The sequence below is a fragment of the Methylocapsa sp. S129 genome, assembly GCF_009765995.1.
Taxonomy (GTDB): Bacteria; Pseudomonadota; Alphaproteobacteria; order Rhizobiales; family Beijerinckiaceae; genus Roseiarcus.
The window spans coordinates 727,125-751,024 of the sequence record NZ_LMUI01000011.1; the positions used below are offsets into that span (position 1 = coordinate 727,125).

The following is a 23,900-nucleotide window of genomic DNA, read 5'->3' on the forward strand; positions in this document are numbered from 1 at the left end:
CCACGTGGCGGCCGGGCGCGGCGACCAGATCGCGATCCTCTACGACAGCCCCGTCGCCGGCGCCAAAAAGCGCATCAGCTATTCCCATTTGCTTGACGAAGTCGCGACGCTTGCCGCCGTGCTGGGCGATTTCGGCGTGGCGAAGGGGGACCGGGTCATCGTCTACATGCCGATGATCCCGGAGGCCGTTGTGGCGATGCTCGCCTGCGCGCGCATCGGCGCCGTGCATTCCGTGGTGTTCGGCGGTTTTGCCGCCAAGGAGCTGGCGACTCGTATCGACGATGCGCGTCCCAAGCTGATCCTGACCGCGTCCTGCGGGATCGAGCCGGGGCGCATCGTGCCCTACAAGCCGTTGCTCGACGGGGCGATCGATCTCGCCCAGCACAAGCCGGAGGCCTGCATCGTCTTCCAGCGCCCGCAGAGCGCCGCGACCCTGAAAGCGGGCCGCGATCATGACTGGGCGCGAACGCTAGGCGACGCGAAGGCCACAGGAAAACGCGCGCCTTGCGTCGAACTCGCCGCGACCGATCCGCTCTACATCCTCTACACCTCCGGCACGACCGGCGTGCCCAAAGGGGTGGTGCGCGACAATGGCGGCCATATGGTCGCGCTCAAATGGTCGATGGACAATCTCTATGGCGTGAAGCCTGGCGAGACGTTCTGGACAGCCTCCGACATCGGCTGGGTGGTCGGCCATTCCTACATCGTCTACGCGCCGCTGCTGCATGGCTGCACAAGCGTGCTCTATGAAGGCAAGCCGATAGGCACGCCGGACGCGGGCGCTTTCTGGCGGGTCATCGAGGACTATCAAGTCGCGGCGTTCTTCACGGCCCCGACGGCCTTTCGCGCGGTGCGGCGCGAAGACCCGGACGGCGCCTTCTTCAAGAAGTATTCGACAAAATCGCTGCGCGCGCTGTTCCTGGCGGGCGAGCGCGCCGATCCCGACACGGTCGCGTGGGCCGAGCGCATGCTCGGCGTGCCCGTCGTCGATCATTGGTGGCAGACGGAGACGGGCTGGCCGATCGTCGCCAATCCGGTCGGGCTTGGCCTGCTGCCGATCAAGCGCGGCTCGCCGACTGTGCCGATGCCCGGCTACGCCATCGAAATCGTCGACGATGCGGCTAAACCTGTGGCCGCCGGGACGATGGGCTCGATCGTCATCAAACTGCCGCTGCCGCCCGGCGCTTTGCCGACGCTCTACGGGCAGGACGCGCGGATGGTCGAATCCTATCTCGCCGAATTTCCCGGCTATTACAAAACTTCGGATGCGGGCTTCAAGGACGCGGACGGCTATCTGACGATTCTGGGGCGTACCGACGACATTATCAATGTCGCGGGCCACCGGCTGTCGACCGGCGGCATGGAAGAGGTGCTGGCGTCCCACCCGGATGTCGCGGAATGCGCGGTTCTGGGCATCCGGGACGCGATCAAGGGCGAGCAGCCGTGCGGCTTCATCGTTCTCAAGGCGGGCGCGGCGCGCGCGTCCGGCGTCATCGAACAGGAGATCGTCGCCCTCGTGCGCGAGAAAATCGGTCCCGTCGCGGCGTTCAAGATCGCGATTGCGGTCAATCGCCTGCCCAAGACGCGCTCAGGCAAAATCCTGCGCGGGACGATCAAGAAAATCGCCGATGGCGACGCTTGGACCATCCCGGCGACGATCGATGACGCGAGCGCGCTCGACGAAATCGCCGCCGCGCTGAAGGCGAGGGGAATGTGACAGCGTGAGGCGTCAGCCCGCGTTCTTGAGCTCCTTGAGCTTGCCGAAGACCGAATCGACGTCGATCTTTTCTTCCTGCGTCTTCGGCTTGGCGGCCGTGGAGCCGAAGACTTCGGCCTGGCTGGTTGGCGAGGACAGCGGCTTGGCGGTCGTCACCTCGGCGGGCACCAGGGTCTGGCCGCGATCTTCCTCGACCTTCGGCCGTTCCTTGGCCGCGCGGTTGACTTCAAAATCAAGGTCGATCTGCGAGCAAAGGCCCAGGGTCACCGGGTCCATCGGCTGCAGATTGGCTGAATTCCAATGGTGCCGGTCGCGAATCGCGTCGAGCGTCGACTTGGTTGTGCCAACGAGGCGCATGATCTGCGCATCCTTCAATTCGCCGTGATTGCGCAACAGCCACAGAATGGCGTTGGGTCGATCCTGCCGGCGCGACAAGGGGGTATAGCGGGCGCCGCGCTGCTTCTTGAACTCGGGCAGCCGCACCTTGGCGACGGCGAGCGCCAGACGGTGGTCGCGGTTCTTCTCGCCGGCGGCGATTTCCTCGCGCGTGAGCTGGCTCGAGGCGATGGGATCGTGTCCCTTGATGCCGGTCGCCACTTCGCCATCCGCGATGCCTTTGACTTCAAGGGGATGCAGTTTGCAGAAATCGGCGATCTGCTCGAAGGTCAGCGACGTATTGTCGAGCAGCCAGACGGCTGTCGCTTTTGGCATGAGCGGCGCTTCGGACATATTTTTGAGCTCCTGTCGCTTGAGACGCGCTTTCCCGGCCGGCGCCCGGTCGAGGTCAAGCCTCAAATCTCTCTAAAAATGCGGGATTGGTCAGATATATAGAAGAGCGGACCGGAGAAAGCAATTCGGATATGGCTGGGGGCGCCGGCGTTCATCGAAAGCGGGTTCGGGCTTGCGATATTGCTGTCGCCCGGCCATGCTAGTTTCGAACCGCACATTCTTTGTCGAGAGGGATAGGCCATGAAAATTAAAGCTGCGCTCTTCGCCGTCGCCGCCGTTGGCGTGCTGTCGACGTCTCCGGCTAATGCGATCGGCTGCTTTACCGGGGCGGTCGCCGGAGGCGTCGCGGGCCATTATGCCGGGCACCACGCGATTATCGGGGCGGTCGGCGGATGCATCGCCGGCCATCACCTCAGGAAGGAACAGGAGAGGAAGCGGCGCGAGCAATTGGCGCATCCGGTCGAGCCGGCAGCGCCGCCGCAACCCGGTTCGCCGGCGCCGCAATAAGGCGCGGATCGCACGGCGCGCAATTGTTTCGAAACGCCCTGTCGGGTTGGGGGAGGGAGGCGTCATGAAAATCCAGGTTTTCGCCGCGACGGCGGCGCTCGTCGTCGCGCTTGGCGGCGTGGCGCGCGCCGGCGATTCGACGGGTGTTCCCGCTTGCGATGATTTTTTCGCCAAATATGAGGCCTGCATTAAGGATAAGGTTCCAGCGGACAAGCAGGCCGCCGCGCTGTCGCCGATGGATTCGACGCGCCAGACCGTCACCCAGATGGGCAAAGACCCCGCCACCAGGCCCCAGGCGGAAGCCATTTGCACCCAGATCCTGGCCAGCGTGAAACCGCAAATGACCGATATCGGCTGCGCGTTTTAGGTCGAGGGAGCCGCGGGCGCGCCGTCACGCGTCCATCAGCTCGAGCAAGGCGGCGACTGTCGCATGCGGAGCTTCCTGCGGGATATTATGACCGATCCCCGCGAGAATGCGGCGTTCGTAGCGACCAGAGAAATGGCGCGCATCCTGGTCCACGGCTGGCGGCGGATCGACCCCGTCGTCTGCGCCCCATAAGGCGATTGTCGGCGCCGCGATCGCCGACTGGCGCGCGAGCGCGCGCTCGATCTCCTCCAGCGCCGGATCGCCCGGCGCATAGCCGAAGCGGTGGCGATAGGAGTGGATGACGATCTCCACGAAATCGGGATTGTCGAAGGAGGCGGCGCTGCGCGCATAGGTCGCCTCGTCGAAGCGCCATGAAGGCGACCACAACCGCCACAACAGCTTGCCGAGTTCGCCCCGGTTGGCCTCCAATCCCGCTCGGCCGCGCGCGCTGTGGAAATAATATTGATACCAGAACCGGTGCTCGGTTTCGGGCGCGAGCGGCTTAACGGATGCGGCAATATCCTGGATGTTATAGCCCGCGCCTGTCACGAGCGCGCGCACTCGCTCCGGCCAAAGCGCCGCGACGATGCAGGCGGCGCGCCCGCCCCAGTCATAGCCCATCAGCCCTGCGCACGGAATCGACAGCGCATCCATAAGCGCGCGCAAGTCGTGCGCGAGCGCCGCTTGCTGTCCCGAGCGCACGGCCTCCGCCGACAGGAATCGCGTCGGCCCATAGCCGCGCAGATAGGGGACGATCACGCGACAGCCGCGCGCCGCGAGCATCGGCGCCATCTCGTCGAAACAGCGGGGATCATAGGGGAAGCCGTGCAGCAGAACGACCGGGTCGCCCTGCGCAGATCCGTGCTCCTCATAGGCGATGTCGAGGGCGCCGGCGTGGATGTGACGGATGGTGAAGATGGCGTCGGGCATTGGGTTCCATATCCCATTTGTTTTCGCCGGTTATCGGCGCCACTTTATCCCCCAAATCGAGCCAACCCAAAGAGGCGATGATGATCGAGACGCGGATAAAGGCGGTCGGCGGCTGGGTCGATGTCTCGTATGATGGCGCGACGATCGTCATGGCCGCCGTCGGGCCGCCGCTGATCTTTTTGGTGAAAGAGCCGGCGCTTCTGACCGCGCGCCAGAAGCGCACCGAGGAGCGCGGCCGCTATCGCCGCATGGCTTTGAATGCGCTGCGCGCCGCGGGCGCCGGCGATGATGTCGACGAGGCCGAGGTCGCTTGGACGCATCGGGCGGGGTAGGGGAGCTTCAAAGGCGCGCTCGCCCGCACGAGCTATCGCGCCCGCCAATTTTTCGTGCCACAATTTGCTGACGGGATCTGCGACGAGCGGCCTGCAAGCTGGGGTTAAAGCGTCGATGCGAGTCGAGTTGGGGGGCATTGCCTGGCGCGCGTTTGTGCGGTCCGCAATGCTGGGGTTTGCGCTCGGCGTCGCAGTCGCGCCCGGCGCGATGGCGCAATCGGTCGATATTCCCTTGCAATTGGCGCAAAGCGCCGATGGTGTTCGTCTGATCGTCAATGTCGGCATTGGCGGCGCGGGGCCAAGATCCTACTTGTTCGATACGGGATCGTCGCTTTTCAACGCCGCTTATTCCGCCAGCGCGTTTGGCTCTGTCCCGTCGAATATGTCGTTGCCCACGAATTTATTTCCGAACGGGCTGCCGACGGGCGTATCCTATTCCTACACCAGCGGGAACACTTTTACCGGCAATCTCGTGGGGGCGCCGTCGCTCACGTTCTATTCGACTTCCTCGACGCCCACGGGTTTCCCCGCCGTCACGTTGAATGCGATCACGCCGGCCGGCGCGCAATCAGCCTTCATCATCAATGCCGTGTACAGTCGTAATGGCCTCCCCATCGGCAGCGTGACGCCGCTCCAGACGATACCCGGGGTGTTTGGGGGAATCTACGGGATATTCGGGGCCGGCGATTTCGCACAATACAAGACGGGAACCGCCCCTGGCGTCGCCGGCGTCACCGCCAATACCAGCACGGCCGCATTTGGCAGCGTGCTCGGTCAAGCGGTGGTGCCCGGAGCAAGCGCGGGATATGTCGTCGCGGCGAATGGTCAACCGTTGACAGAGCTGCAGACCGGGACGACCGCCAATCCCGGCGCATCGGTGAATGGACCGCAGGTCGGCCAGAATGTCACCGCTTGCAGCCCCTGCGTGATGCTTGGCTTGACGCCTGCTCTATTGGCGCAGTTCAAATCGGTGAACACGCTCGCTTGGACCGCGCCGCCGAATCAGAACGCCCCGACTCAATTTCCAAATTCCGGCGCTCCGAGCTCTTGGGAATATGGCGTCAATCTCAATTATTCGACGAGCGGAGCCAACGCCCTATCGTGGCGAAACCGACCCAGTCTTCTGGACACGGGAACGCCGTCCTATAGTCTGGGCGATGAAGGCGCCACTCCGGGATCGCATGGAGGCGGTTCGGGGAGTGGGCAGACGACCCTGACGATCGCGGGGGCCGACGCCGGCGCTTCGCCGTCTACGGTCACGGTGTTTCCAACTGGCTCGTATCCGTACGTCTCGCCCTATAGCCTGACGCTGAACAACAACAGCACCGACAACATCGTCGGGATCGGCTTTTTCCTGCAGAATTCGGTGCTGGAAAATCTGGCGGGGCAGACCGTCGGCTACACCCCCAATTTCGTGACGGACGTCAACATTCCGACGACGAACGCCGCGCCTCTGGTTATCGGCTCCAACTCCGTGCCCCTAGGCTTGGCCGGGATCATATCGGGCGTCGGCGGCGTCTCGATCGCTAGCGGCGGCTCGGCGACCTTGAGCGGCGCTAACACTTATACCGGCGCGACCACGATCAACGGCGGCAAGCTGGCGCTCGTGGGTCCCGGCAGCATCGCGGCGTCGAGCGGCGTGAACGTATCCTTAGCCGGGACGTTCGACATTTCCGGTACGAATTACGGCGCATGGATCACAACGCTGGGGGGCGATTCCACCGGTGCGGTCACGCTTGGGAGCCGGACTCTGACGCTGTCGAACGCATCAACCGCGTTCAACGGAATCATCGGCGGCAGCGGCGGTCTCACACTGACGGCCGGAACCGAGACTCTGGGCGGCGTCAACACTTATACTGGCTCGACCACGATCGAGGGCGGAATGCTTGTGGTGAACGGTTCGCTCACGCAATCGTTCTTGACGTGGGTCGATGGCGGTGGCGCATTGTCGGGCGTCGGCGCGCTTAGCAAAATTGAGGTGCTGGAGGGCGGCGTTTTCCAGCCGGGCTCCGGCGCGCCCGGCTCCTCGATCAATGTGGGCGGCGCGCTCGGTCTCAGTCCAGGATCGATCTATGTCGTCAACCTCAACCCGTCCATAGCATCTTTCGCCAATGTGTCCGGCAGCGCGGCGCCGCATGGGGCTACGGTCGCTGCGCTCTATTCCGGCGGCTCCATCGCCAAACAGCAATATACGATCCTGAGCGCCGCGGGCGGCGTGTTTGGAACTTTCAATCCGCAGGTCGCCGGCCTGCCGGACCTGACCGCGGCGCTGAGCTATGACGCAACCCATGCCTACCTCGATATTATCGGACTGAATTACGGCCAATCCGGTCCGCTCAACGCCAACCAGCAGAATGTCGCCCACGCCTTGAGCGGCTATTTCAATGCGACCGGCGCCATCCCGACGGCGTTCGGCACGCTCTCGCCCGGCGGGTTGACGCAAATTTCCGGCCAAGCGGCGACGGGAGTCCAGGGCGCGACCTTCAGCGCGATGAATAGTTTCATCGACATGTTCTTCAACGGCGGCGGCGTTGGCGATTATGGACTGGTCGGCGCGCGCGCCACTCAGGGCGGGGCGCTGTTTTATGATGCGCCGACGCCGGGTCAATCGGCGCCGGGCGCCCTGGCGGCGCTGACGTCGGTCGACCAGCGGGCGGCGGCGGTCGCGACGCCTGCCTGGAGTGTCTGGTCGCAGGCCTATGGCGGATCGAGCACGACGAGCGGCAATAGCGGCGCCGGCTCCAGCACGACCGCCAGCCACGCCTATGGAATCGTGGTGGGCGCGGATTACCAGCTTGCGCCGGACACCGTGGTGGGCTTCGGGTTCGGCGGCGGCGGCACCGGTTTCGGAATCTCGAACGGCCTCGGCGGAGGCAATTCCGACCTCCTGCAGGCTGGTCTTTACGGCATCCACAATTTTGGCTCCGCCTATATCGGCGCGGCGGCGGCCTACGGCTGGCAGGACGTCACCACCAACCGGACGGTGACGGTCGGAACGGGCGGCGCATTGCAGGCGAAGTTCAACGTCAACACATTCGAGGCGCGGGCCGAAATCGGCGATCGCATCCCGGCGCCTGTGCTCGGCTTCGCGCCCTATGGCGCCTTGCAGGCGACGAGCCTGTTGCTGCCCGCCTATAGCGAAAGCGCGCTGTCGGGCGACAATGGTTTCGCGCTCAATTACGCCAGTCAAACGGTGACGGACGCCCGCACTGAACTCGGCGCACGGTTCGACAAGTCTTTCGACTTGTCCGAATCAGTGCTGACGCTTGGCGCACGACTAGCCTGGGCGCATGATTTCAACCCGAATGTATCAGCCACTGCGACATTGCAGTCGCTGCCGGGCGCGAGCTTCGTGGTCAATGGCGCGACGCCCTCGCCCAATTCAGTGCTGGTGAGCGCCGGGATGGAGATGAAATGGGCGAACGGGTTATTTGTCCGCGCCAATTTCGAGGGCGATTTCTCCAACAACACCAGGAGCTATGGCGGGCGAGGCGCGCTGGGCGCCATCTGGTGAATTCAGCCCGACCGGTTGATCGCTCGATGCTCTCTCACGCGTGAATCGCGTCAAGCTCCGGTAGCAGCACGACGCTTTCCTGCTCATTCGGATCGGTGCGCGAAATCACCGCGAGGCAGGGCTCGGTCTGGCTCCTATTGTAGGGCAGGTGCGGCACATTGGCGGGGATGTAGACAAAGTCGCCGGGGCCCGAAACGAGATGATGCTCGAGCCGCTCGCCATAATACATCCCGCCTTCGCCGCTGAGCACATAGATCGCCGTCTCATGCGCTTCGTGCTTATGCGCCTTGGCGCGGCCGCCCGGCGGGATGGTGAGCAATTGCATGTGAATGGCGGCGGCGCCCACCGTCTCAGCGGAAACCGCGGGCGCATAGGAAAAGCCCTGCTTGCCGACGAACGGAGCGCCCGCGCGCAACACGGTGCAAACCGCAGGCCGGTCGAGCGGCGGGCTTTTCGCCGCGTCGCCAAATTGAATTCCGTTGTCCTCGGCCCATTCGCGCAAGGCCTTTTCGACGGCGCTTGCTTCGAAGGCGTGCCACTTATCGAGCATGCCGCGACGGCTCAGCATATCCCTGAACCGGCTATAAGCGCCCTTTCTGTGAAAAATATCCCGGATGTTTTCCCACTCGTCGGGCAGATATTCGAGGACGAAAGAAAATACCAATTCCCGCCCGAGATCCAGCTCCCTCTTGCTTGGCAGGGAGAGATATTGGTCGGAAGTTTCGATGTCCTCGGGAACATCGTCGTCATCGTCGAGATGGACGGAGACGAAATAAAACTTACCCGTATTCTTGCAGATGTAAGACTGGTTTTCACCCGGGGCGCTGGAGTTCGCGGATTCGAAGGCGAAAAGCAGATCGTGATAGCTGACGGAGACTGATTTGCACGATGTGGCGGTCATTCGTCATCTCCCCCGACGGATCGATTCCTTAGAAATAACCTGAAAGGCGGGGAGTCGAAAAGTCGTCTCATGGGAGAACAGCGATTCTCATTTTGGCGACGCAACGACCTTCCTCCATCATGGCTGGGACAAGCCCAGCCATCAGGTAAGGGACGTCAGAATGAAAATTGCTGAATCAGATTGGAGGCGGCCGGCCGCCAGCGCCTATTTCGCCGGCGCTTTTAGCTTGGCGATCCACCGGCGCGCCTGCCGGCGCACATTGGCCGGCGCCGTGCCGCCGTAGCTCGTGCGGCTGTTGACCGAGCGCACGACGCCGAGCACGCCGAACACTTCGGCGCCGATGCGCGGCTCGATCGCCTGCATTTCGGCGAGCGACAGTTTTTCCAGCGCGATGGCGCGCGCCGATGCGGCGGCGACGATGCGGCCCGTCACATGATGGGCGTCGCGGAATGGCATTTTGAGGCTCCGCACCAGCCAGTCGGCAAGATCGGTCGCGGTGGAATAGCCGGCGCCGGCGGAGGCCTTCATGCGCTTGAGATCGGGAGCCATGTCGCGAACCATGCCCGCCGTCGCGGCGATCGTCAGCGACAAAGTCTGCAGCGCGTCGAAGGCGCCTTCCTTGTCTTCCTGCATGTCCTTGGAATAGGCGAGCGGCAGGCCTTTCATCACGCTGAACAAGGCGACCAGCGCGCCGACCACCCGGCCCGTTTTGCCGCGCACCAGTTCGGCCGCGTCCGGATTGCGTTTTTGCGGCATGATCGAGGAGCCCGTCGAAAAGGCGTCCGAAAGCTTGATGAAGCCAAATTGCGGCGTCGTCCACAGCACGATCTCTTCGGCGAAGCGCGACAGATGCGTCGCGCAGATTGCCGCCGCGCCGAGGGTCTCCAGCACGAAATCGCGGTCGGCGACGCTGTCGAGCGAATTGGCGGTCGGCCGGTCGAAGCCGAGCGCCTTAGCCGTCATGTCCCGGTCGATCGGAAAGCTGGTGCCGGCGAGCGCGGCGGCGCCGAGCGGGCTCTCGTTGAGGCGTTTGCGCGCGTCTCTCAGCCGCCCACGATCCCTCGAGATCATCTCGACATAAGCGAGCAGGTGATGGCCGAAGGTCACCGGCTGGGCCGATTGCAGATGGGTGAAACCGGGCATGACCGCGCTGGCATGGGCGAGCGCCTTCTCCGCCAAAGCCTGTTGCAGGTCGGCGAGCTGCGCGTCGAGCGCATCGATCGTATCGCGCACCCAGAGTTTGAAATCGAGCGCCACCTGATCGTTGCGCGAGCGCGCGGTGTGCAGGCGCCCGGCGGCCGGGCCGATCAGATCGGCGAGCCGCTGCTCGACATTCATATGAATGTCCTCCAGCGCCCGCGAGAACGTGAAAGAGCCGGCCTCGATTTCGGCGCCGACCTCGTCTAAACCCTTGGTTATGGCGTCGGCGTCGGCGCTGGAGACAATGCCGGCATGGGCGAGCATGGCGACATGGGCTTTCGAGCCCGCGATGTCCTGCGAGGCGAGTTTGCGGTCGAAGCCGATCGAGGCGTTGATCTCCTCCATAATGTCGGACGGTCCGGCGGCGAAGCGCCCGCCCCACATTTTATTGCTCATGAACCGCCTCTTGGATGCCTGAATGACCGATCAAAAACCCGCCCCGCGCAAACGCCTGCCGAGCGTGATCATTGTCGCCGCGCTTGCCGTCGCGCTGGGAGCCGCCGTCCTATACGGGAAGGGAGCGGGCGCCGGCAAGGACGAGGCCGCCGCCTGTCCGGCGGCCAAAGCCGTGGCGGCGCGCCTAGCGCCGCTCGCCCAGGGCCAGGTCGCCGCTTTGAACGTCAACAAGAATCCTGGGCCGGCCGTCGATATTTCCTTCAAGGACGCGGACGGAAAGAAGCTGACGCTCGCCGACTTTAAGGGCCGCAACGTCCTGCTTAATCTTTGGGCGACCTGGTGCGTGCCCTGCCGCGCCGAAATGCCCGCGCTCGACCGGCTGCAGGCCAAGCTCGGCGGCGCCGATTTCGAGGTCGTCGCGGTCAATATCGACACGAGCCGCCTTGATCGGCCGAAGGCGTTCCTGACCGAGGCCGGCGTCAAAAGCCTGAACCGCTATGCCGATTCCAGCGCCGATTCGTTCGAGGCGCTGAAAGTCGCGGGCAAGGCGCTCGGCCTGCCGACGTCGCTGCTGATCGGCCCCGACGGCTGCGAACTCGCCGTGATGGCCGGCCCCGCGCCATGGGATTCCGACGACGCGACGAAGGTCGTGACGGCGATGGTGGGGAAATAGGGATCGCAGGTTCCTTCTCCCGCCTTCGGCGGGAGAAGGTGGCGCGCAGCGCCTGCGGACGAACGAAGTTCGCCTTGGGATGAGGGCCTCTCGGCGCGCAAGGCCGCGTTGATCCGCCGCACCCAGCTTCGCCGCCCTCATCCGACCCGACTACGTCGGGCCACCTTCTCCCGATTCTCGGGAGAAGGGGTTTAGGCTTTCGCCGTCTGCTTGAGTTCGACGCCCGCGTCGGACAGATGCGCGGCGAGTTCGCCGGACTGGAACATTTCGCGCACGATGTCGCAGCCGCCGACAAATTCGCCCTTCACATAGAGCTGCGGGATCGTCGGCCAATTGGCGAATTCCTTGATGCCCTGGCGCAGTTCCGCGTCGGCGAGCACATTGACGCCCTTGAAGGGGGCGCCGAGATAGTCGAGAATCTGCACCACCTGGCCCGAGAAACCGCATTGCGGGAATTCCGGCGTGCCCTTCATGAACAGGACAACCGGGTTCTGCGTGATTTCCTGCGTGATCTGATCGTGAACATTGGCCATGGGCGCTCAACCTCTTGACGCGGGGGTCAAGGCCCCGCTCCAAAACCCCATATAGAACGCCGGCGCTGTCTGTGCCAGTCTTGGCCCGCCAAAATCCGCCAGGACGCCTGCCCGGGAAGACCGTAAGCTTCTATGGTCAATGGTGACGCGATCCCGCACGCAAGGCGAGAAACCCATGAAACGTCTGATTCTGGTTGTGGCCGCCCTGGCGGCGCTTGCGTCGCCGGCGCTGGCTGAGGAGCCGAGCCCGAGGGATGTGGTTGTTGAGATTTACCATATCGCGGCCGGCCCGAAGGGCGACTACCAGACGCCTACGGCCTTCGACGACAAGCAGGTGCGCAAGCATTTCACCAAATCGCTGCTCGCCGCGCAAAAGGCGATGGATCTGCGCTCGAAGAAGCTGAATGAACCGATCCTCGATTTCGATCCCGTCACCAATTCGCAAGACCCCAGCGTTCGCAACCTTTCGGTCGATGTCGAGAGCGCCGACGCGGCCAGGACGATCGTCGCGGCGAGCTTCGATAGCGAAGGCGCAAAAGCGCGCAATGTGGTTCGCTATGTCTTCATGCGCGAGGGCGCCGCCTGGAAGCTTGACGACATTCGGGGGGACAACGGCGAAGACAAATGGGATTTGCGTGAGATCATGAATCACGAGGCCGCGGCAAAATAGGCGCGCGACCTATTCCGGCGCGGCGGCCGTCTGCAGCGCCAATGCATGCAGCGCGCCGCCCATCTGACCTTTCAGCGCGCCATAGACCATCTGGTGCTGCTGCACCCGGCTCTTGCCGCGAAAGGCGGAAGAAACCACGGTCGCCGAATAATGATCGCCGTCGCCCGCCAGATCTTTGATCTCGACGCGCGCGTCGGGAAAGGCCGCAAGGATCAGGCGTTCGATTTCGGCCGCAGGCATCGCCATGGTCTATTCCTGTTTCCCCGAGGACGCCGCCTCAAGCTTGGCGATGACGTCCTTGGCTGGTTCCGAACACGGGACACTAATCCCGCCCGTCATGATGACGATGCATTTGGTTGGATCGGTGGCGCTGATCGCAATCACCTGGTCGACGCGCACGTAATTGAGGCCGGCGAGCGCCTTCAACGCGACGAGTTGTATCATGCGATCTCCCGTTGCGGCCCCGCCATGAAGGCCGGGAGCCAGGATTCAAACGCCGTCGCCAAATCCGCCAGGAGTATGGGCGCCTCGCCCGGCAGGGTCAACGCGTCGCCCCCCGTCGTTCCCAGGCGCTGGACGGCGACGCCCGCCGCCTTGGCCTCGTCGACGATGGCGGCCGCTTGTGCGGCCTGCGCGGCGACGACATAGCGGCCTTGATCCTCGCCGAACAGGAAGTCATGCCCGGCGCCGTCGGGGGCGCCGGCGTCTATATGGGCGCCGAGGCGTCCCGCCACAGCCATTTCGGCCAAAGCGACCGCAAGGCCGCCGTCGGAAATATCGTGAACCGCGGTAAGCCTGCCGGCGCGAATGAGGGCGAAAACGAACTGGCCGTTGCGGCGCTCGGCGACGAGATCGACCGGCGGCGGAGCCCCTTCTTCGCGCCCGCAGATCGTCTCGAGATAGGCGGATCGTCCGAGCCAGGTTCCGGCGCCGCCGACCAGCAGGACGGCTTCGCCCGCGCTCTTGAAAGCGATCGTCGCCGCTTTCGCCACATCGTCGACGAGGCCGACGCCGCCGATCGCGGGCGTCGGCAATATGCCGGCGCCCATCGTCTCGTTGTAGAGCGACACATTGCCTGAGACGATGGGGAAATCGAGCGCCCGCGCCGCTTCGCCGATGCCAGCGAGGCAGCCGACGAACTGGCCCATCGCCTCCGGCTTTTCCGGGTTGCCGAAATTCAGATTGTCGGTCAATGCGAGCGGCCGCGCGCCGACCGCGATCAGATTGCGCCAGGCCTCCGCGACGGCCTGCTTGCCGCCTTCGACGGGATCGGCTTCGCAATAGCGCGGCGTCGCATCCGTGGTGAGCGCAAGCCCCTTGGGGCCATCGCCGAGCCGCACGACAGCCGCGTCGCCGCCGGGGCCCTCGATCGTATTGCCGAGAATGAGCGAATCATATTGCTCATAGACCCAGCGCTTGGAGCAAAGGTCGGGCGAGGCGACAAGCTTCAGCAGCGCGTCGTGATTGGACATGGGCGGAGCGATGTCGGGAGCCGAAAGGATCGGTTGCTTGGGCGTCGCGATCCACGGGCGGTCATAGGCGGGCGCCTGGTCGCCGAGCTCCTTGATTGGCAGATCGGCCATGACCTTGCCGTGACGCTTCACGACAAAACGCAAATCATCCGTCGTCTTGCCGATCGCCGCGAAATCGAGCCCCCATTTGCGGAAGATCGCTTCGGCGATGGCGGCCTTTTCCGGATGCAGAACCATCAGCATCCGTTCCTGGCTTTCCGACAGCATCATTTCGTACGCGGTCATGCCGGTCTCGCGGCAGGGAACGGCGTCAAGGTCGAGTTCGATTCCGAGATCGCCCTTGGCGCCCATTTCGACCGCCGAGGAGGTCAGCCCCGCCGCGCCCATGTCCTGAATGGCGATGACGGCGCCCGACGCCATCAACTCGAGGCAGGCTTCCAGCAGCAGTTTTTCGGCGAAGGGATCGCCGACCTGCACGGTCGGGCGTTTCTCCTCGGCGTCCGCCTCGAAGGCGGCCGACGCCATGGTGGCGCCATGGATGCCGTCGCGCCCCGTCTTGGAGCCGAGATAGACGATCGGGTTTCCGACCCCGGTCGCCTTGGCGTAGAAAATCTCGTCGGCGCGCGCGATGCCGACCGCCATCGCATTGACGAGAATATTGCCGTCATAACGCTTGTGGAAGCCGACCGAGCCGCCCACCGTCGGCACGCCGAATGAATTGCCATAGCCGCCGATGCCGGCGACGACGCCGGCGACGAGGTGACGAGTCTTGGGATGATCGGGCGCGCCAAAGCGCAGGAAATTGAGACAGGCGACGGGGCGCGCGCCCATCGTGAACACGTCGCGCAAAATGCCGCCAACCCCGGTGCCCGCGCCCTGATAGGGCTCGATGAACGAGGGATGGTTATGGCTTTCCATCTTGAAGACGCAGGCGAGGCCATCGCCGATATCGATGACGCCGGCGTTTTCGCCGGGCCCCTGGATCACCCAGGGCGCGGAAGTCGGCAGCTTGCGCAAGTGGATGCGCGAGGATTTATAGGAGCAATGCTCGTTCCACATCGCCGATACGATGCCAAGTTCGGTGAAGCTCGGCGTGCGTCCAAGCAGCGCGACAAAGCGCGCATATTCGTCGGGCTTGAGTCCATGGCTCGCGACAAGCGCGTCGGTGATTTCAGGTTCGGCCGCGCTCAAGCTGTGCAATCCTTCGTCGCTTTCCACGCCCCCGATAGCCGCGCGATCGATTTAACGCAATGGGCGGCGACGCGGCGGACTGGAGCGGCGCTCATCCGGGCGAATGCGTGAGCCGCGGCGTCATTTGATCTGCGACTCGTCATGGCAGGATTTTGAGCCGTTCTGCCAGAAATAATCGCCGCATTTGTCGCAGCCGGACGTGAAGAGCGCCAAAGCGATGGCGATAGGCAAAAGAACCAGCCTTCTCTCGCGCCGGGCCGGGCGGGAAGGGAGGGGGCGTGCAATCATCATCCAATGCCTTTCAGGAATCGATCAGTCGGGCTGCGTCCAGCTTATGACGCATTTCTAGCGGGCGCTTCTACTTCTTGAAGTACGCGTCCGGAATCGAGAAGTCGGAGTCGGGGTCCGCCGGCGACATGCCCATTTTGTCGAGAAAGTCCGGCCCGAGTTCGCCGACGGCGGGATCGAAATTGCGGCACACGAAATTGGAGAATTCTTTCGCATCCTTTCGAATGGCGACGCCTTCTTCATCGAGCGGGCTTTCGTTTGGCCCCCATTTTCCGGTGGCGCTGAAGACCGTATATTCATACGGTCCGTTCGAGAAGCGCAGGAAAGCGCCGCCGCCGCCCGAGAACATCAGCGATCCGCCCTTGAAATCCTCGGCGGGCTTGCCCGGCGCCGCGGGATAGACGAGCTCCAGCTTGGCGGGCGAGCCGAAGCGATATTGCATCGTCCCCTGGCTCTTCGAAACGCCCTTGGAAGCGCAGACGGAGGCGTAGCGCACGCCAGCGCTGCAGGAAAACACAACGAGTTCGTCGGGCTTGCACAAGGTTACGGCTTTGCCGGCGGCCATAGCGGGCGCGGCGATGCCCACAGCCCAGAGAACCAAGCAGGACCGCAAAAGAAAGCTCATTCTGGCGGTCTCGCTGGCGTCACGCCTTGATCGGGAGGTTTGGAGCGGGCGAAGGGAATCGAACCCTCGTATGAAGCTTGGGAAGCTTCCGTTCTACCATTGAACTACGCCCGCGATATCAAAGACTTATGGTGGTCTCGGCTCTCAGAAGTCTCTTTTCGGTCTTCACGCCGCGTCAACGCTCGCGACATGATCGACCATAGGAGAGGGCAGCGCGGGGTTCAAGCCCTCTTCGCCATCGGAGGGGAGCCTCTGAGCCGTTGACGCGCTTGGCGCCTGCCGCGAACCGCGTACGTTCGTGCGAGGTTGATATGCATTGGCGTTCGATCAACAGACCGCTCTGAATTTCCGCGCAGCGCGTGAGGGCGCGCTTGCGCATCGCTCTGCAGAGGCGATCTTGACGGAATCGAGCGGCTTCAATCTTTCGACTGACGCCGCCGTTAGGCCCGTTCATCCGATATCGGCGAGGGATGACTTGTCCAATGTGGGCAGCATCTTCAACTCAAAGTCGTCCCATTCTCCTGGGGCGAGCGTGCGCCGCCCTTTCTCGCCGTCGATCGATAGCCTTCCGTCAGGGGTGACGGTCAGGGTATGCCCCGACAAGGATTGACGGTCGTCATTCAAGCCGCTGTTGAGGCTGCTGATGCTGACGGTGAAGTGGTCATTGGCGTTCATGGATTTCTCCTCTGACTCCGCCTAGAACGCGGCGGCGCAGCGTTCGGTTGCGCCTATGCGCGTTTCGCAATCGAATCGCCCGGCAGATTGAACAGGAAAGCGGCGCGCCGCGAGCCTCGGCGCGTCGCCCTCTGTCCCCAATCGAATTCATGGCCTCGCGAAAGAGTCCGCTTTCGATCCAAGCGGGCTCCGAGCTTCTTATGGCTTCGGCGTTGGCGCGGGGATTGCCGGCGATGTCGTCGGCGCGGCCGGTTGAGTCATCTGCTGGATGGCGCCTTGATTCGGCTGAGGACGAACGCCGGACGAGCTGCTGAAATTATACCAGAGCCCTCCCAAAATGAGCACGACGACAACGACGCCGATAATCATCATGGGCGAATTGCCGGGAAAAGAGCCCGAATAATCATAGTCGGGCTGCCGCATATCTCTGTCGGGAAAGTTTGTCATTTCACTCTCCTTTTGACCTAGCCCGAGTCAAAAACGCTTAAAATGATCCCAGGTTCCCCGGTTGCACTGCAGCCGTTCAAATCGGCGTGAATTCGGTCCTATGATTCTTCGTCCTACAGGCTTCGACGATCAGCACATCCTTGATTTCTCGTTCATTTCCCAATGCGCTTCGTGACGGCGGCCGTGCGCGCCCGGCGGTTCAGGCGAACATGAGGATGATGAACACGATGCCCGCAACGGCGAGCGTGGCGAGCGCGCCTTCGATGAGATTCTTTCTCATGCGGGGCTCAGCCTTTCGCTCTGAACGAAAGGCTCCTGCTATCCCAGCAATGAGTTGATTGTGAGATGCGCGGGCGGCAAAGCGGCGGGTTCGAAAAACCTCTTCACTGGCGCCGCTTATGCGCGCAAGGCGGCCTTCACGCCGCGCCGAAGGCCCGGAAGTGCTTGGAAAGCTTCAGGCCCTGGCCCTGATAGTTCGACACGGCGGTTGCGCCATAGAGTTCGTCGGCTTTGTCGGCGAGTTTTTCGTAGACGAGGCGGCCGACTGGCTGGCCGTCTTCGAGCAGGAAGGGCACGTCGCGGCTGCGCACCTCCAGCACGGCGCGGGCGCTTGGGCGCCCGTCGGGTCCGTGGCCAAAGCCTGGGTCGAAAAAGCCGGCGTAGTGAACGCGAAACTCGCCGATCGCAGGATCGATCGGCGCCATTTCGGCGGCGAGATCTGCCGGGATTTGCATCTTCTCGCGCGAGGCGAGGATGTAAAATTGCTCTGGATCGAGAACCAGCCGCCCGTCGGCGCGCGCGCGAATCGGCTCCCAGAATTCTTCGGCGGCATAGGCGCCCGGACGGTCGACGTCGATGACATCGCCATTCTTCTGCGCGCGGTAGCCGACGATCTGGCCCGGCGACCCGCCCAGGCCGACGCGCAGGATCAGGCCGTCGCGCAGATCGAGCGCGCCATCGACGAGCGCGATCTGCGCGTGTCGCGCCTTGATGTCCTCGTCGGTCAATGCGAAATCGACAAGGCCCTTGTGTTTGGAATTGCGATTGCGGAAGCGGATCTGGTTGAGTTTCGAGCCCTCCCGCACGCGAACGCTGAAACTGCGCGGCGAAATCTCGGCGTATAGCGGCCCGTCATAGCCAAGCGGAACGTCATCGAAAGCCTCGCTGCGATCGACGATCAGCCGCGTGAATATGTCGAGCCTGCCGGTCGAACTCTTCGGGTTCGCCGCGCCCGAAAGGCTTGGCGGCAGTTCGAGGCGCTCGGCGAGCGGCGCGATATAGACAATGCCTTTTTCGAGAACCGCGCCATCGCCGGCTAGCGACACCCGCTCCGGATTGAGGCTGTCGAGCTGCTCCATGACGGTGCGGCCCCGCCCGGGCAGGAAACTGGCGCGAACGCGAAAGGCTTCCTTGCCGAGGCGCAAATCGAGGCTGGCGGGCTGAAACTGATCTTCTTCGATTGCGCGCTTGGCCAAAATCAGCTTGCGCCGCACCATCGCCTTGATCTTCTGGCGGGCGAACATTCCATAAGGCGCGGTAAAATAGCTGTCGTCGGCGCCGACTTCGGCGTCGTCAAAAAGCTGGGGAGGCGGATCGCGTCCAATCGTCATTTCGGCGCTCAAGGCGGGTCCTGTCTGTGTTCGCATCTTTGTTACCGCTTCGTCGCATTGACGCCAAGGCGCTCGCGGGTCTAAATGGGGGCTATACGTGGTCATTTGAGCCGGTCGGCTTGCCGCCACGCTAAACAAGGGGCTAAAAGATCGGGGCTTTTCACCAAATCGCCCTGTCTAACGCCCCGATGCGCGCATTTGCGCAAGGAGAGCTTTATGACGACGCCCCGGAAAACACGCGACCCCAAAACCCTGCGCCCCGCGACGCAACTCGTGCATGGCGGGTCGATGCGCTCGAGTTTTGAGGAGACGTCCGAGGCTCTGTTCCTGACGCAAGGCTATCTCTACGACACGATGGAGCAGGCCGAGGCGCGCTTCAAGGGCGAGGATTCGGCAGGGTTCATCTATTCGCGTTTCGCCAATCCGACGGTGGCGATGTTCGAGCGCCGCATGGCGCTGCTGGAAGGCGCCGAGGCGGCGCGCGCCACCGCGAGCGGCATGGCGGCGGTGACCGCCGCTTTGATGGGCCAGCTCAAGGCGGGCGATCACATCGTCGCGGCCAGGGCCTTGTTCGGCTCGTGTCTTTATGTGGTCGAGGAATTGCTGCCGCGCTTTGGCGTGGCCTCGACGCTCGTCGACGGCGCCGATCTCGCGCAATGGCGCGCCGCGATGCGCCCGAATACGAAGACGACCTTTCTGGAGAGCCCGACTAATCCGACGCTGGAGGTCATCGACATCGCCGGCGTCGCCGCGATCGCGCATCGGCATGGCGCGACGCTGGTCGTCGACAATGTCTTCGCCACGCCCTTGCTGCAGCATCCGTTGCAGCTTGGCGCCGATTGCGTTGTCTATTCCGCGACCAAGCATATCGACGGGCAGGGTCGGACCCTCGGCGGCGTCATCCTCGCTTCCGAGGCGTTCATCAACGAACACATCCATAATTTCCTGCGTCAGACCGGCCCCTGCCTGTCGCCCTTCAACGCCTGGGTGATGCTGAAATCGTTGGAGACGCTGCCGGTGCGCGTCGCCGCGCAAGTGCGCTCGGCCGAGAAAATCGCCGATTATCTCGCCGACCATCCCGGCGTCTCGCGCGTGCTTTATCCCGGCCGGCCAGACCACCCGCAAGCCGCGCTCGTCAAACGGCAGATGTCGGGCGGCGGCACGCTCGTCACCTTCGACGTGAAGGGCGGTAAGGCGGCCGCTTTCAAAATGGCCAACGCCCTTTCGATTGTCGGCATTTCCAACAATCTGGGCGACGCCAAGAGTCTGCTCACCCACCCCGCCACGACGACGCATCAGCGCTTGAAGCCAGAAGTGCGCGCCAATCTTGGCATTGGCGAAGGCATGGTGCGGCTCTCCGTCGGCCTCGAAGATGTCGACGATCTGATCGAAGACCTCGGGCACGCGCTCAGCGTGCTTGGCGCGGGGGCGCGACGCGCGGCCGAATGAGCCCGGCGGGGCGAGCCCGCGCCGGGCGCGCTTTCAGTGTCCTTGCGCGGCGAGTTCGGTTTGCGTCGGCAGGCGGCCGTTCGGCGACAGCTTGTCGATCAGCCCGGGCAGAGCCTGTGCGAGCTGAGCAAGAAGCTGCTGCTCGGTCAGTCCGGACTGGCGGGCGAGATCGCTGATGGTCTGCTGACCAAGGGCGGAGCCGACCTGCGCGGGCTGGATCGGCGCATTCGCGCCAGGGCCAACCCAGGAATTGACGGCGTCGCCGTGGCCGGCCGTCTGGAATTTCTGCACGAGGTCGCTCAAACCGCCAAACAGGCCGCCGCCCGCCGGCGCAGCCCCGGGTTGCGGCACAGGCGCGGCCGGCGCGGCGCTGCTTCCGCTGAAGAGTTTGCCGAGCAACAGAGCGCCCGCCGCCACGGCGATCGGAGCCGCGAGATCGCCGCCGGGAATCGCGCCTTTCAGCGCATCGTCGAATAATCCCATTTGAGCCTCCATCGGATTCAGGAAGGATTTTGCGTCGTCCGTTCCAAGCGTAACGCGCGGTTGCAACAGCCGCGCGAACGTCGCCGCGGCCGCCGGGCACTATAATCGACTTGCTTTTTGTCCGTCCATCTCCCAACAATCGATGGGCGAGCGCGCGACGGGGCGCATTGTCATTGTTCGTGAGATTCTGGGGAAACGACCATGGGAATCATAAGCTGGATCATTCTCGGCCTGATCGCCGGCTTCATCGGCAGCAAAATCGTCAATAAGTCCGGCTCGGGCATGCTTCTCGACATCGTGCTTGGCGTGGTCGGCGCCGTCGTCGGCGGGGAGCTATTTAATCTTGCCGGCATTGGCGGCGTAACAGGCTTTAATCTGTGGAGTTTGCTCGTCGCCGTCGTCGGCGCGATCATTGTCCTGTTGATCTACCGGATGATCGTTTCCCGCACCTGATGGGCTGACGATATTTCTATCAATCGGCGGCGCGCCACCGCGCCGCCGCCGCGCGGTCTGTCGATTTCGCTTCGACCCAATCTTCGACCGAGCCATCGGACCGGTGGGCTCGCTTCCAGAATGGCGCGCGCGTTTTGAGATAATCCATCAGGAAGTCGGCCGCCTCGAAGGCCGCGCCGCGATGCGCCGAAGCCGTGACGACGAGCACGATGCGCTCCCCTGGAGCGATATTCCCGAACCGGTGAATGATGGTCGCGCCGAGCAGCGGCCAGCGCGCCTCGGCTTCCGCCGCGACGCGCGCAAGTTCTTCCTCCGCCATTCCCGAATAATGTTCGATCTCAAGTCGGGACAGCTTGCCGCCTTCGTCGCGGCAGAGTCCGACGAAGCTGACGATCGCGCCAATGTCGGCGCGCCCGCGCGTCAGCGCTTCGGCCTCGGCGGCGGCGTCAAAATCCTCAGCCTGCACCCGTATCGTCGCCATATGCGCCTATCATGGGACAAAATCGGAGTTCAATTTCGTCCGTTCCTGTGGACACTGGCAAACCATTCCTGCTCCATCCAGCTAGGCTTGCCTGAGAAATATTATGAGACGGCACAGCGTGAAAAGTGACCGCTAATGGACGCCTTGGCGCTGTGCTGCGAGAAGGTGCTCAAGCAAGTCGATGAATTGCTCTACTTGTTCGGGATTGACGATTGTCGCAAGTTGTCCATGCACTAACTCGTTCCGTTTCTGTATCATGCTTCTCAGGAATTGCGCCTCGCTCGCGACGATATGGCCCGCCGATGCAAGCCTCTCGACCAAACGTCCTGGCGCCTGGGGCCGAGCAAAGCTTCGTGGTTCGATCGCTCTTGAAAGCGCCTCCAGGCACGCCCAACACATCAATAAGCTGGCTCCTATGTCTTCGTCTGCTACTCGCCTGATGCGCCCGAGGGTCGCCCTGATATCTTCCAGTCGAGGAGTCTCCAACGCCGCGTAACGGACTTCCCGGTTGAGAATAAGGTGCAACCGCCAGTCCTCGGCGCCGCGAATGGCCTGCTGAAGCTTGTGGATGCGTTCGGCGTCCCGGTCACCCTCTCGGGTCACTTCAATGAACAGAAATGGCTTCTTGCCAATTGCGATGCCGTCCGGGCGAAGGTCTTTGAGCATGGCAGGAAGACTCGAAGGCGACGGTTCGAGCACGACTGTGTATCCACTCTCTCGGAGTTCCTCGGCGGCAAACCTCAGAAGATCCGCTTCGGCTTCGCGTTGCATCGTCATTTCTATAGATCCTCGTGCAAGTCGTCCGAAATTCGAATGTACAAAGCTGGCTTCTGCCCGAGCATACAGGTAACTAGAGTCTCGCTCGGCGCCGAAAACGTGAAAACTCGATCCGGTTCGAATTTTTGGACGGCAATGCGTTCAATTTGGTCATCATCGAGATAAATATGCTGGCTCAAGGCGTCCAGCGTTAGTTTGATAATATTGTCGACGTCTCCGTCCATTTTGTCGTTCGGGAAGTAAAATAGCGTCACAGCCAGCGGACGATCTGTGGCGAAATGCGCGTCGGGGAGAACCGACTGACTCGCGTCTTTCACGAGCTGCTTCCATTCGGCCTTCGCCCGCCGGTTGCCTCGCTGATGCGATACCGGCGTCCCTAAAACGATAAACTCGAGAGGAAACTCGATTTCCAAAACGAATGCTCAGAAAACTGAGTGCGGTCTATTCCTCAGTGTGCTTCGGTCGTCGGCTGCCCGATAGTCTTACCGTCGCCATGCACAGTTTCCAGTCAATTCTCAACCCTCTCTGTCTAATTTTATCCACTACCCGCCCGTCATCGGCGGGAAAAACGCGATCTCGCGCGCACCTGCGATCGCCGCGTCATGTTTGACATGGGCGCGGTCGATCGCCGCGCGGATGATCGAGGCTTTCTCGAAAGCATGGGCATATTCTTCACCGCGGCGGGACAGCCAGGCGATCAGTTCGCCAATAGTCCTGACATCGGCGGGGGGCGCGATCTCCTCCTCGGCTTTGCCGATGCGCTCACGCACCCATGCGAAATAGACGGCTTTCATCGGCGCTCATGCGTCCCCGACGTGGTCGTAGCTCGCCTTCATATAGTCCCAGCCGGTGTAGAGCGTCAGGCTCGCGGCGATCCATAACAAGATGATGCCGATCGTGACCGACCCCGGCAACACAGCCTCGCCCGCCGGCCCGGCGATCAGAAAGCCGAGCGCAACGAGTTGCGCGGTCGTCTTCCATTTGGCGACGGTGCTGACGGGCACCGACACGCGAAGCTCGGCCAGATATTCACGTAGGCCCGACACCAGGATTTCGCGGCAAAGAATGACGATCGCCGCCCACAGCGACCAGCCGACGATCGTCTTGTCGGCGGCGAGGACGAGCAACGTGGCGGCCACAAGCAGCTTGTCGGCGATGGGATCGAGCATGCGGCCGAGCGAGGATTGCTGCGACCAGGCGCGCGCGAGATAGCCGTCGAAAAAGTCGGTGATCGCCGCCGCCGAATAGATCGCCAGCGCGGTCCAGCGCGCCCAGAATTCGGCCGGCCAAAAGAGAAACGCGACGACAAGCGGCACCGCCGCGAGCCGACCATAGGTCAGCATGTTCGGAAGGTTCAAGTGCCGACGAGAAATCTGTGTCGAAGCATTCGCCATGAGCCTCCAAAAGATAGTGTCAATCACGCCCAGTCAATAGGCAGCGCCATCACGGGTCCGTTGGAAAGCTGGGGATGAATTGGATG

At 63.1% G+C, this 23,900-nt stretch carries 27 protein-coding genes, 1 tRNA gene, 1 pseudogene and 1 riboswitch; of the genes and pseudogenes, 9 read left to right on the forward strand and 20 right to left on the reverse strand.

Annotated elements, in window-relative coordinates:
* Positions 1–1,717 (forward strand): AMP-binding protein (locus tag GSQ90_RS05875; RefSeq protein WP_158813838.1); only part of this gene is annotated, 1,717 nt, incomplete at its 5' end.
* A 12-nt stretch (positions 1,718–1,729) separates the two neighbouring features.
* Here the strand turns inward: GSQ90_RS05875 and GSQ90_RS05880 are convergent.
* Entirely contained in the window at positions 1,730–2,446 is a 717-nt protein-coding gene (locus GSQ90_RS05880) for a DUF1013 domain-containing protein (RefSeq protein WP_158813839.1), read from the reverse strand.
* Between the two features lie 240 nt (positions 2,447–2,686).
* Here GSQ90_RS05880 and GSQ90_RS05885 point away from each other — a divergent pair, with 240 nt between their 5' ends.
* Positions 2,687–2,953, forward strand: coding sequence for a hypothetical protein (locus GSQ90_RS05885; protein ID WP_158813840.1), 267 nt, complete (start codon positions 2,687–2,689; stop codon positions 2,951–2,953).
* A 64-nt stretch (positions 2,954–3,017) separates the two neighbouring features.
* Positions 3,018–3,320 carry a hypothetical protein gene (locus tag GSQ90_RS05890; RefSeq protein WP_158813841.1) on the forward strand — a complete coding sequence of 101 codons (303 nt, stop codon included), beginning with the start codon at positions 3,018–3,020 and terminating at the stop codon, positions 3,318–3,320.
* A gap of 24 nt (positions 3,321–3,344) precedes the next feature.
* Here the strand turns inward: GSQ90_RS05890 and GSQ90_RS05895 are convergent, their stop codons facing one another.
* Positions 3,345–4,250 (reverse strand): alpha/beta fold hydrolase, encoded by a 906-nt coding sequence (locus GSQ90_RS05895; protein ID WP_158813842.1) that lies wholly within the window; start codon positions 4,248–4,250, stop codon positions 3,345–3,347.
* Here GSQ90_RS05895 and GSQ90_RS05900 point away from each other — a divergent pair.
* Together GSQ90_RS05900 and GSQ90_RS05905 are read left to right on the forward strand one after the other, a co-directional pair.
* On the forward strand, positions 4,250–4,582 hold the full coding sequence (locus tag GSQ90_RS05900; RefSeq protein WP_158813843.1) for a hypothetical protein: 333 nt from the start codon (positions 4,250–4,252) through the stop codon (positions 4,580–4,582). The two genes, GSQ90_RS05895 and GSQ90_RS05900, sit on opposite strands and share 1 nt — an antisense overlap.
* Positions 4,583–4,748: 166 nt before the next feature.
* Positions 4,749–8,096 carry an autotransporter domain-containing protein gene (locus GSQ90_RS05905; RefSeq protein ID WP_158813844.1) on the forward strand — a complete coding sequence of 1,116 codons (3,348 nt, stop codon included), beginning with the start codon at positions 4,749–4,751 and terminating at the stop codon, positions 8,094–8,096.
* Between the two features lie 34 nt (positions 8,097–8,130).
* On the opposite strand, the gene GSQ90_RS05910 is transcribed toward GSQ90_RS05905, so the two are convergent.
* The 3 genes and pseudogenes from GSQ90_RS05910 to argH all read right to left on the reverse strand — a co-directional run bounded on the left by GSQ90_RS05910 (position 8,131) and on the right by argH (position 10,593).
* On the reverse strand, positions 8,131–8,514 hold the full coding sequence (locus tag GSQ90_RS05910; RefSeq protein WP_246731461.1) for a cupin domain-containing protein: 384 nt from the start codon (positions 8,512–8,514) through the stop codon (positions 8,131–8,133).
* A 57-nt stretch (positions 8,515–8,571) separates the two neighbouring features.
* Positions 8,572–8,997 (reverse strand): annotated as a pseudogene (locus tag GSQ90_RS32305) (hypothetical protein); the annotation flags it as partial.
* Between the two features lie 204 nt (positions 8,998–9,201).
* Positions 9,202–10,593 (reverse strand): argininosuccinate lyase, encoded by a 1,392-nt coding sequence (argH, locus tag GSQ90_RS05915; RefSeq protein WP_158813845.1) that lies wholly within the window; start codon positions 10,591–10,593, stop codon positions 9,202–9,204.
* A gap of 22 nt (positions 10,594–10,615) precedes the next feature.
* Here argH and GSQ90_RS05920 point away from each other — a divergent pair, with 22 nt between their 5' ends.
* Positions 10,616–11,266, forward strand: a complete 651-nt coding sequence (locus GSQ90_RS05920) for a TlpA disulfide reductase family protein (RefSeq protein ID WP_158813846.1) — start codon at positions 10,616–10,618, stop codon at positions 11,264–11,266.
* 191 nt (positions 11,267–11,457) lie between these two features.
* Here GSQ90_RS05920 and grxD read toward each other — a convergent pair whose 3' ends face one another.
* Entirely contained in the window at positions 11,458–11,799 is a 342-nt protein-coding gene (gene grxD / locus GSQ90_RS05925; RefSeq protein WP_158813847.1) for a Grx4 family monothiol glutaredoxin, read from the reverse strand.
* Positions 11,800–11,974: 175 nt separating this feature from the next.
* Here grxD and GSQ90_RS05930 point away from each other — a divergent pair, with 175 nt between their 5' ends.
* Complete coding sequence (locus GSQ90_RS05930) at positions 11,975–12,469, forward strand: DUF3828 domain-containing protein (RefSeq protein ID WP_158813848.1); 495 nt, start codon at positions 11,975–11,977, stop codon at positions 12,467–12,469.
* 9 nt (positions 12,470–12,478) lie between these two features.
* Here the strand turns inward: GSQ90_RS05930 and GSQ90_RS05935 are convergent, their stop codons facing one another.
* The 8 genes from GSQ90_RS05935 to GSQ90_RS05970 form a co-directional block, all read right to left on the reverse strand.
* Positions 12,479–12,715, reverse strand: a complete 237-nt coding sequence (locus tag GSQ90_RS05935) for a BolA family protein (protein WP_158813849.1) — start codon at positions 12,713–12,715, stop codon at positions 12,479–12,481.
* A gap of 3 nt (positions 12,716–12,718) precedes the next feature.
* Positions 12,719–12,913 (reverse strand): hypothetical protein, encoded by a 195-nt coding sequence (locus GSQ90_RS05940; protein WP_158813850.1) that lies wholly within the window; start codon positions 12,911–12,913, stop codon positions 12,719–12,721.
* Positions 12,910–15,132 carry a phosphoribosylformylglycinamidine synthase subunit PurL gene (purL, locus tag GSQ90_RS05945; protein ID WP_158813851.1) on the reverse strand — a complete coding sequence of 741 codons (2,223 nt, stop codon included), beginning with the start codon at positions 15,130–15,132 and terminating at the stop codon, positions 12,910–12,912. The genes GSQ90_RS05940 and purL overlap by 4 nt, the downstream gene beginning before the upstream one ends.
* Before the next feature lie 358 nt (positions 15,133–15,490).
* Complete coding sequence (locus tag GSQ90_RS05950; RefSeq protein WP_158813852.1) at positions 15,491–16,045, reverse strand: hypothetical protein; 555 nt, start codon at positions 16,043–16,045, stop codon at positions 15,491–15,493.
* A 40-nt stretch (positions 16,046–16,085) separates the two neighbouring features.
* Positions 16,086–16,159 (reverse strand) — tRNA-Gly (locus tag GSQ90_RS05955).
* A 336-nt stretch (positions 16,160–16,495) separates the two neighbouring features.
* Positions 16,496–16,720: a hypothetical protein gene (locus GSQ90_RS05960; protein WP_158813853.1), complete on the reverse strand. Its 225-nt coding sequence runs from the start codon at positions 16,718–16,720 to the stop codon at positions 16,496–16,498.
* A 198-nt stretch (positions 16,721–16,918) separates the two neighbouring features.
* Positions 16,919–17,167, reverse strand: coding sequence for a hypothetical protein (locus tag GSQ90_RS05965; protein ID WP_158813854.1), 249 nt, complete (start codon positions 17,165–17,167; stop codon positions 16,919–16,921).
* A 416-nt stretch (positions 17,168–17,583) separates the two neighbouring features.
* A complete protein-coding gene (locus GSQ90_RS05970) occupies positions 17,584–18,777 on the reverse strand; it encodes a 2'-deoxycytidine 5'-triphosphate deaminase (RefSeq protein WP_256366585.1) in 1,194 nt (397 codons plus the stop codon).
* 87 nt (positions 18,778–18,864) lie between these two features.
* Positions 18,865–18,943: riboswitch (SAM riboswitch) on the forward strand.
* 50 nt (positions 18,944–18,993) lie between these two features.
* Between GSQ90_RS05970 and GSQ90_RS05975 the strand changes: the two genes are divergently transcribed.
* Entirely contained in the window at positions 18,994–20,226 is a 1,233-nt protein-coding gene (locus GSQ90_RS05975) for an O-succinylhomoserine sulfhydrylase (protein WP_158813855.1), read from the forward strand.
* Positions 20,227–20,259: 33 nt separating this feature from the next.
* On the opposite strand, the gene GSQ90_RS05980 is transcribed toward GSQ90_RS05975, so the two are convergent.
* On the reverse strand, positions 20,260–20,709 hold the full coding sequence (locus GSQ90_RS05980; RefSeq protein WP_158813856.1) for a YidB family protein: 450 nt from the start codon (positions 20,707–20,709) through the stop codon (positions 20,260–20,262).
* A gap of 201 nt (positions 20,710–20,910) precedes the next feature.
* Between GSQ90_RS05980 and GSQ90_RS05985 the strand changes: the two genes are divergently transcribed.
* Positions 20,911–21,162 carry a GlsB/YeaQ/YmgE family stress response membrane protein gene (locus GSQ90_RS05985; protein ID WP_158813857.1) on the forward strand — a complete coding sequence of 84 codons (252 nt, stop codon included), beginning with the start codon at positions 20,911–20,913 and terminating at the stop codon, positions 21,160–21,162.
* Positions 21,163–21,181: 19 nt separating this feature from the next.
* Here GSQ90_RS05985 and GSQ90_RS05990 read toward each other — a convergent pair whose 3' ends face one another.
* The 5 genes from GSQ90_RS05990 to pgsA all read right to left on the reverse strand — a co-directional run bounded on the left by GSQ90_RS05990 (position 21,182) and on the right by pgsA (position 23,814).
* Positions 21,182–21,643, reverse strand: a complete 462-nt coding sequence (locus GSQ90_RS05990; RefSeq protein ID WP_158813858.1) for a molybdenum cofactor biosynthesis protein MoaE — start codon at positions 21,641–21,643, stop codon at positions 21,182–21,184.
* Positions 21,644–21,775: 132 nt separating this feature from the next.
* The gene (locus GSQ90_RS05995; RefSeq protein WP_158813859.1) at positions 21,776–22,420 is read right to left on the reverse strand and encodes a hypothetical protein; all 645 of its coding nucleotides are present in this window, start codon (positions 22,418–22,420) and stop codon (positions 21,776–21,778) included.
* 2 nt (positions 22,421–22,422) lie between these two features.
* On the reverse strand, positions 22,423–22,833 hold the full coding sequence (locus GSQ90_RS06000; protein WP_158813860.1) for a RusA family crossover junction endodeoxyribonuclease: 411 nt from the start codon (positions 22,831–22,833) through the stop codon (positions 22,423–22,425).
* A gap of 129 nt (positions 22,834–22,962) precedes the next feature.
* Positions 22,963–23,214 carry a molybdopterin converting factor subunit 1 gene (gene moaD / locus GSQ90_RS06005; RefSeq protein WP_158813861.1) on the reverse strand — a complete coding sequence of 84 codons (252 nt, stop codon included), beginning with the start codon at positions 23,212–23,214 and terminating at the stop codon, positions 22,963–22,965.
* A 6-nt stretch (positions 23,215–23,220) separates the two neighbouring features.
* The gene (gene pgsA / locus GSQ90_RS06010) at positions 23,221–23,814 is read right to left on the reverse strand and encodes a CDP-diacylglycerol--glycerol-3-phosphate 3-phosphatidyltransferase (protein WP_158813862.1); all 594 of its coding nucleotides are present in this window, start codon (positions 23,812–23,814) and stop codon (positions 23,221–23,223) included.
* Positions 23,815–23,900 lie beyond the last annotated feature (86 nt).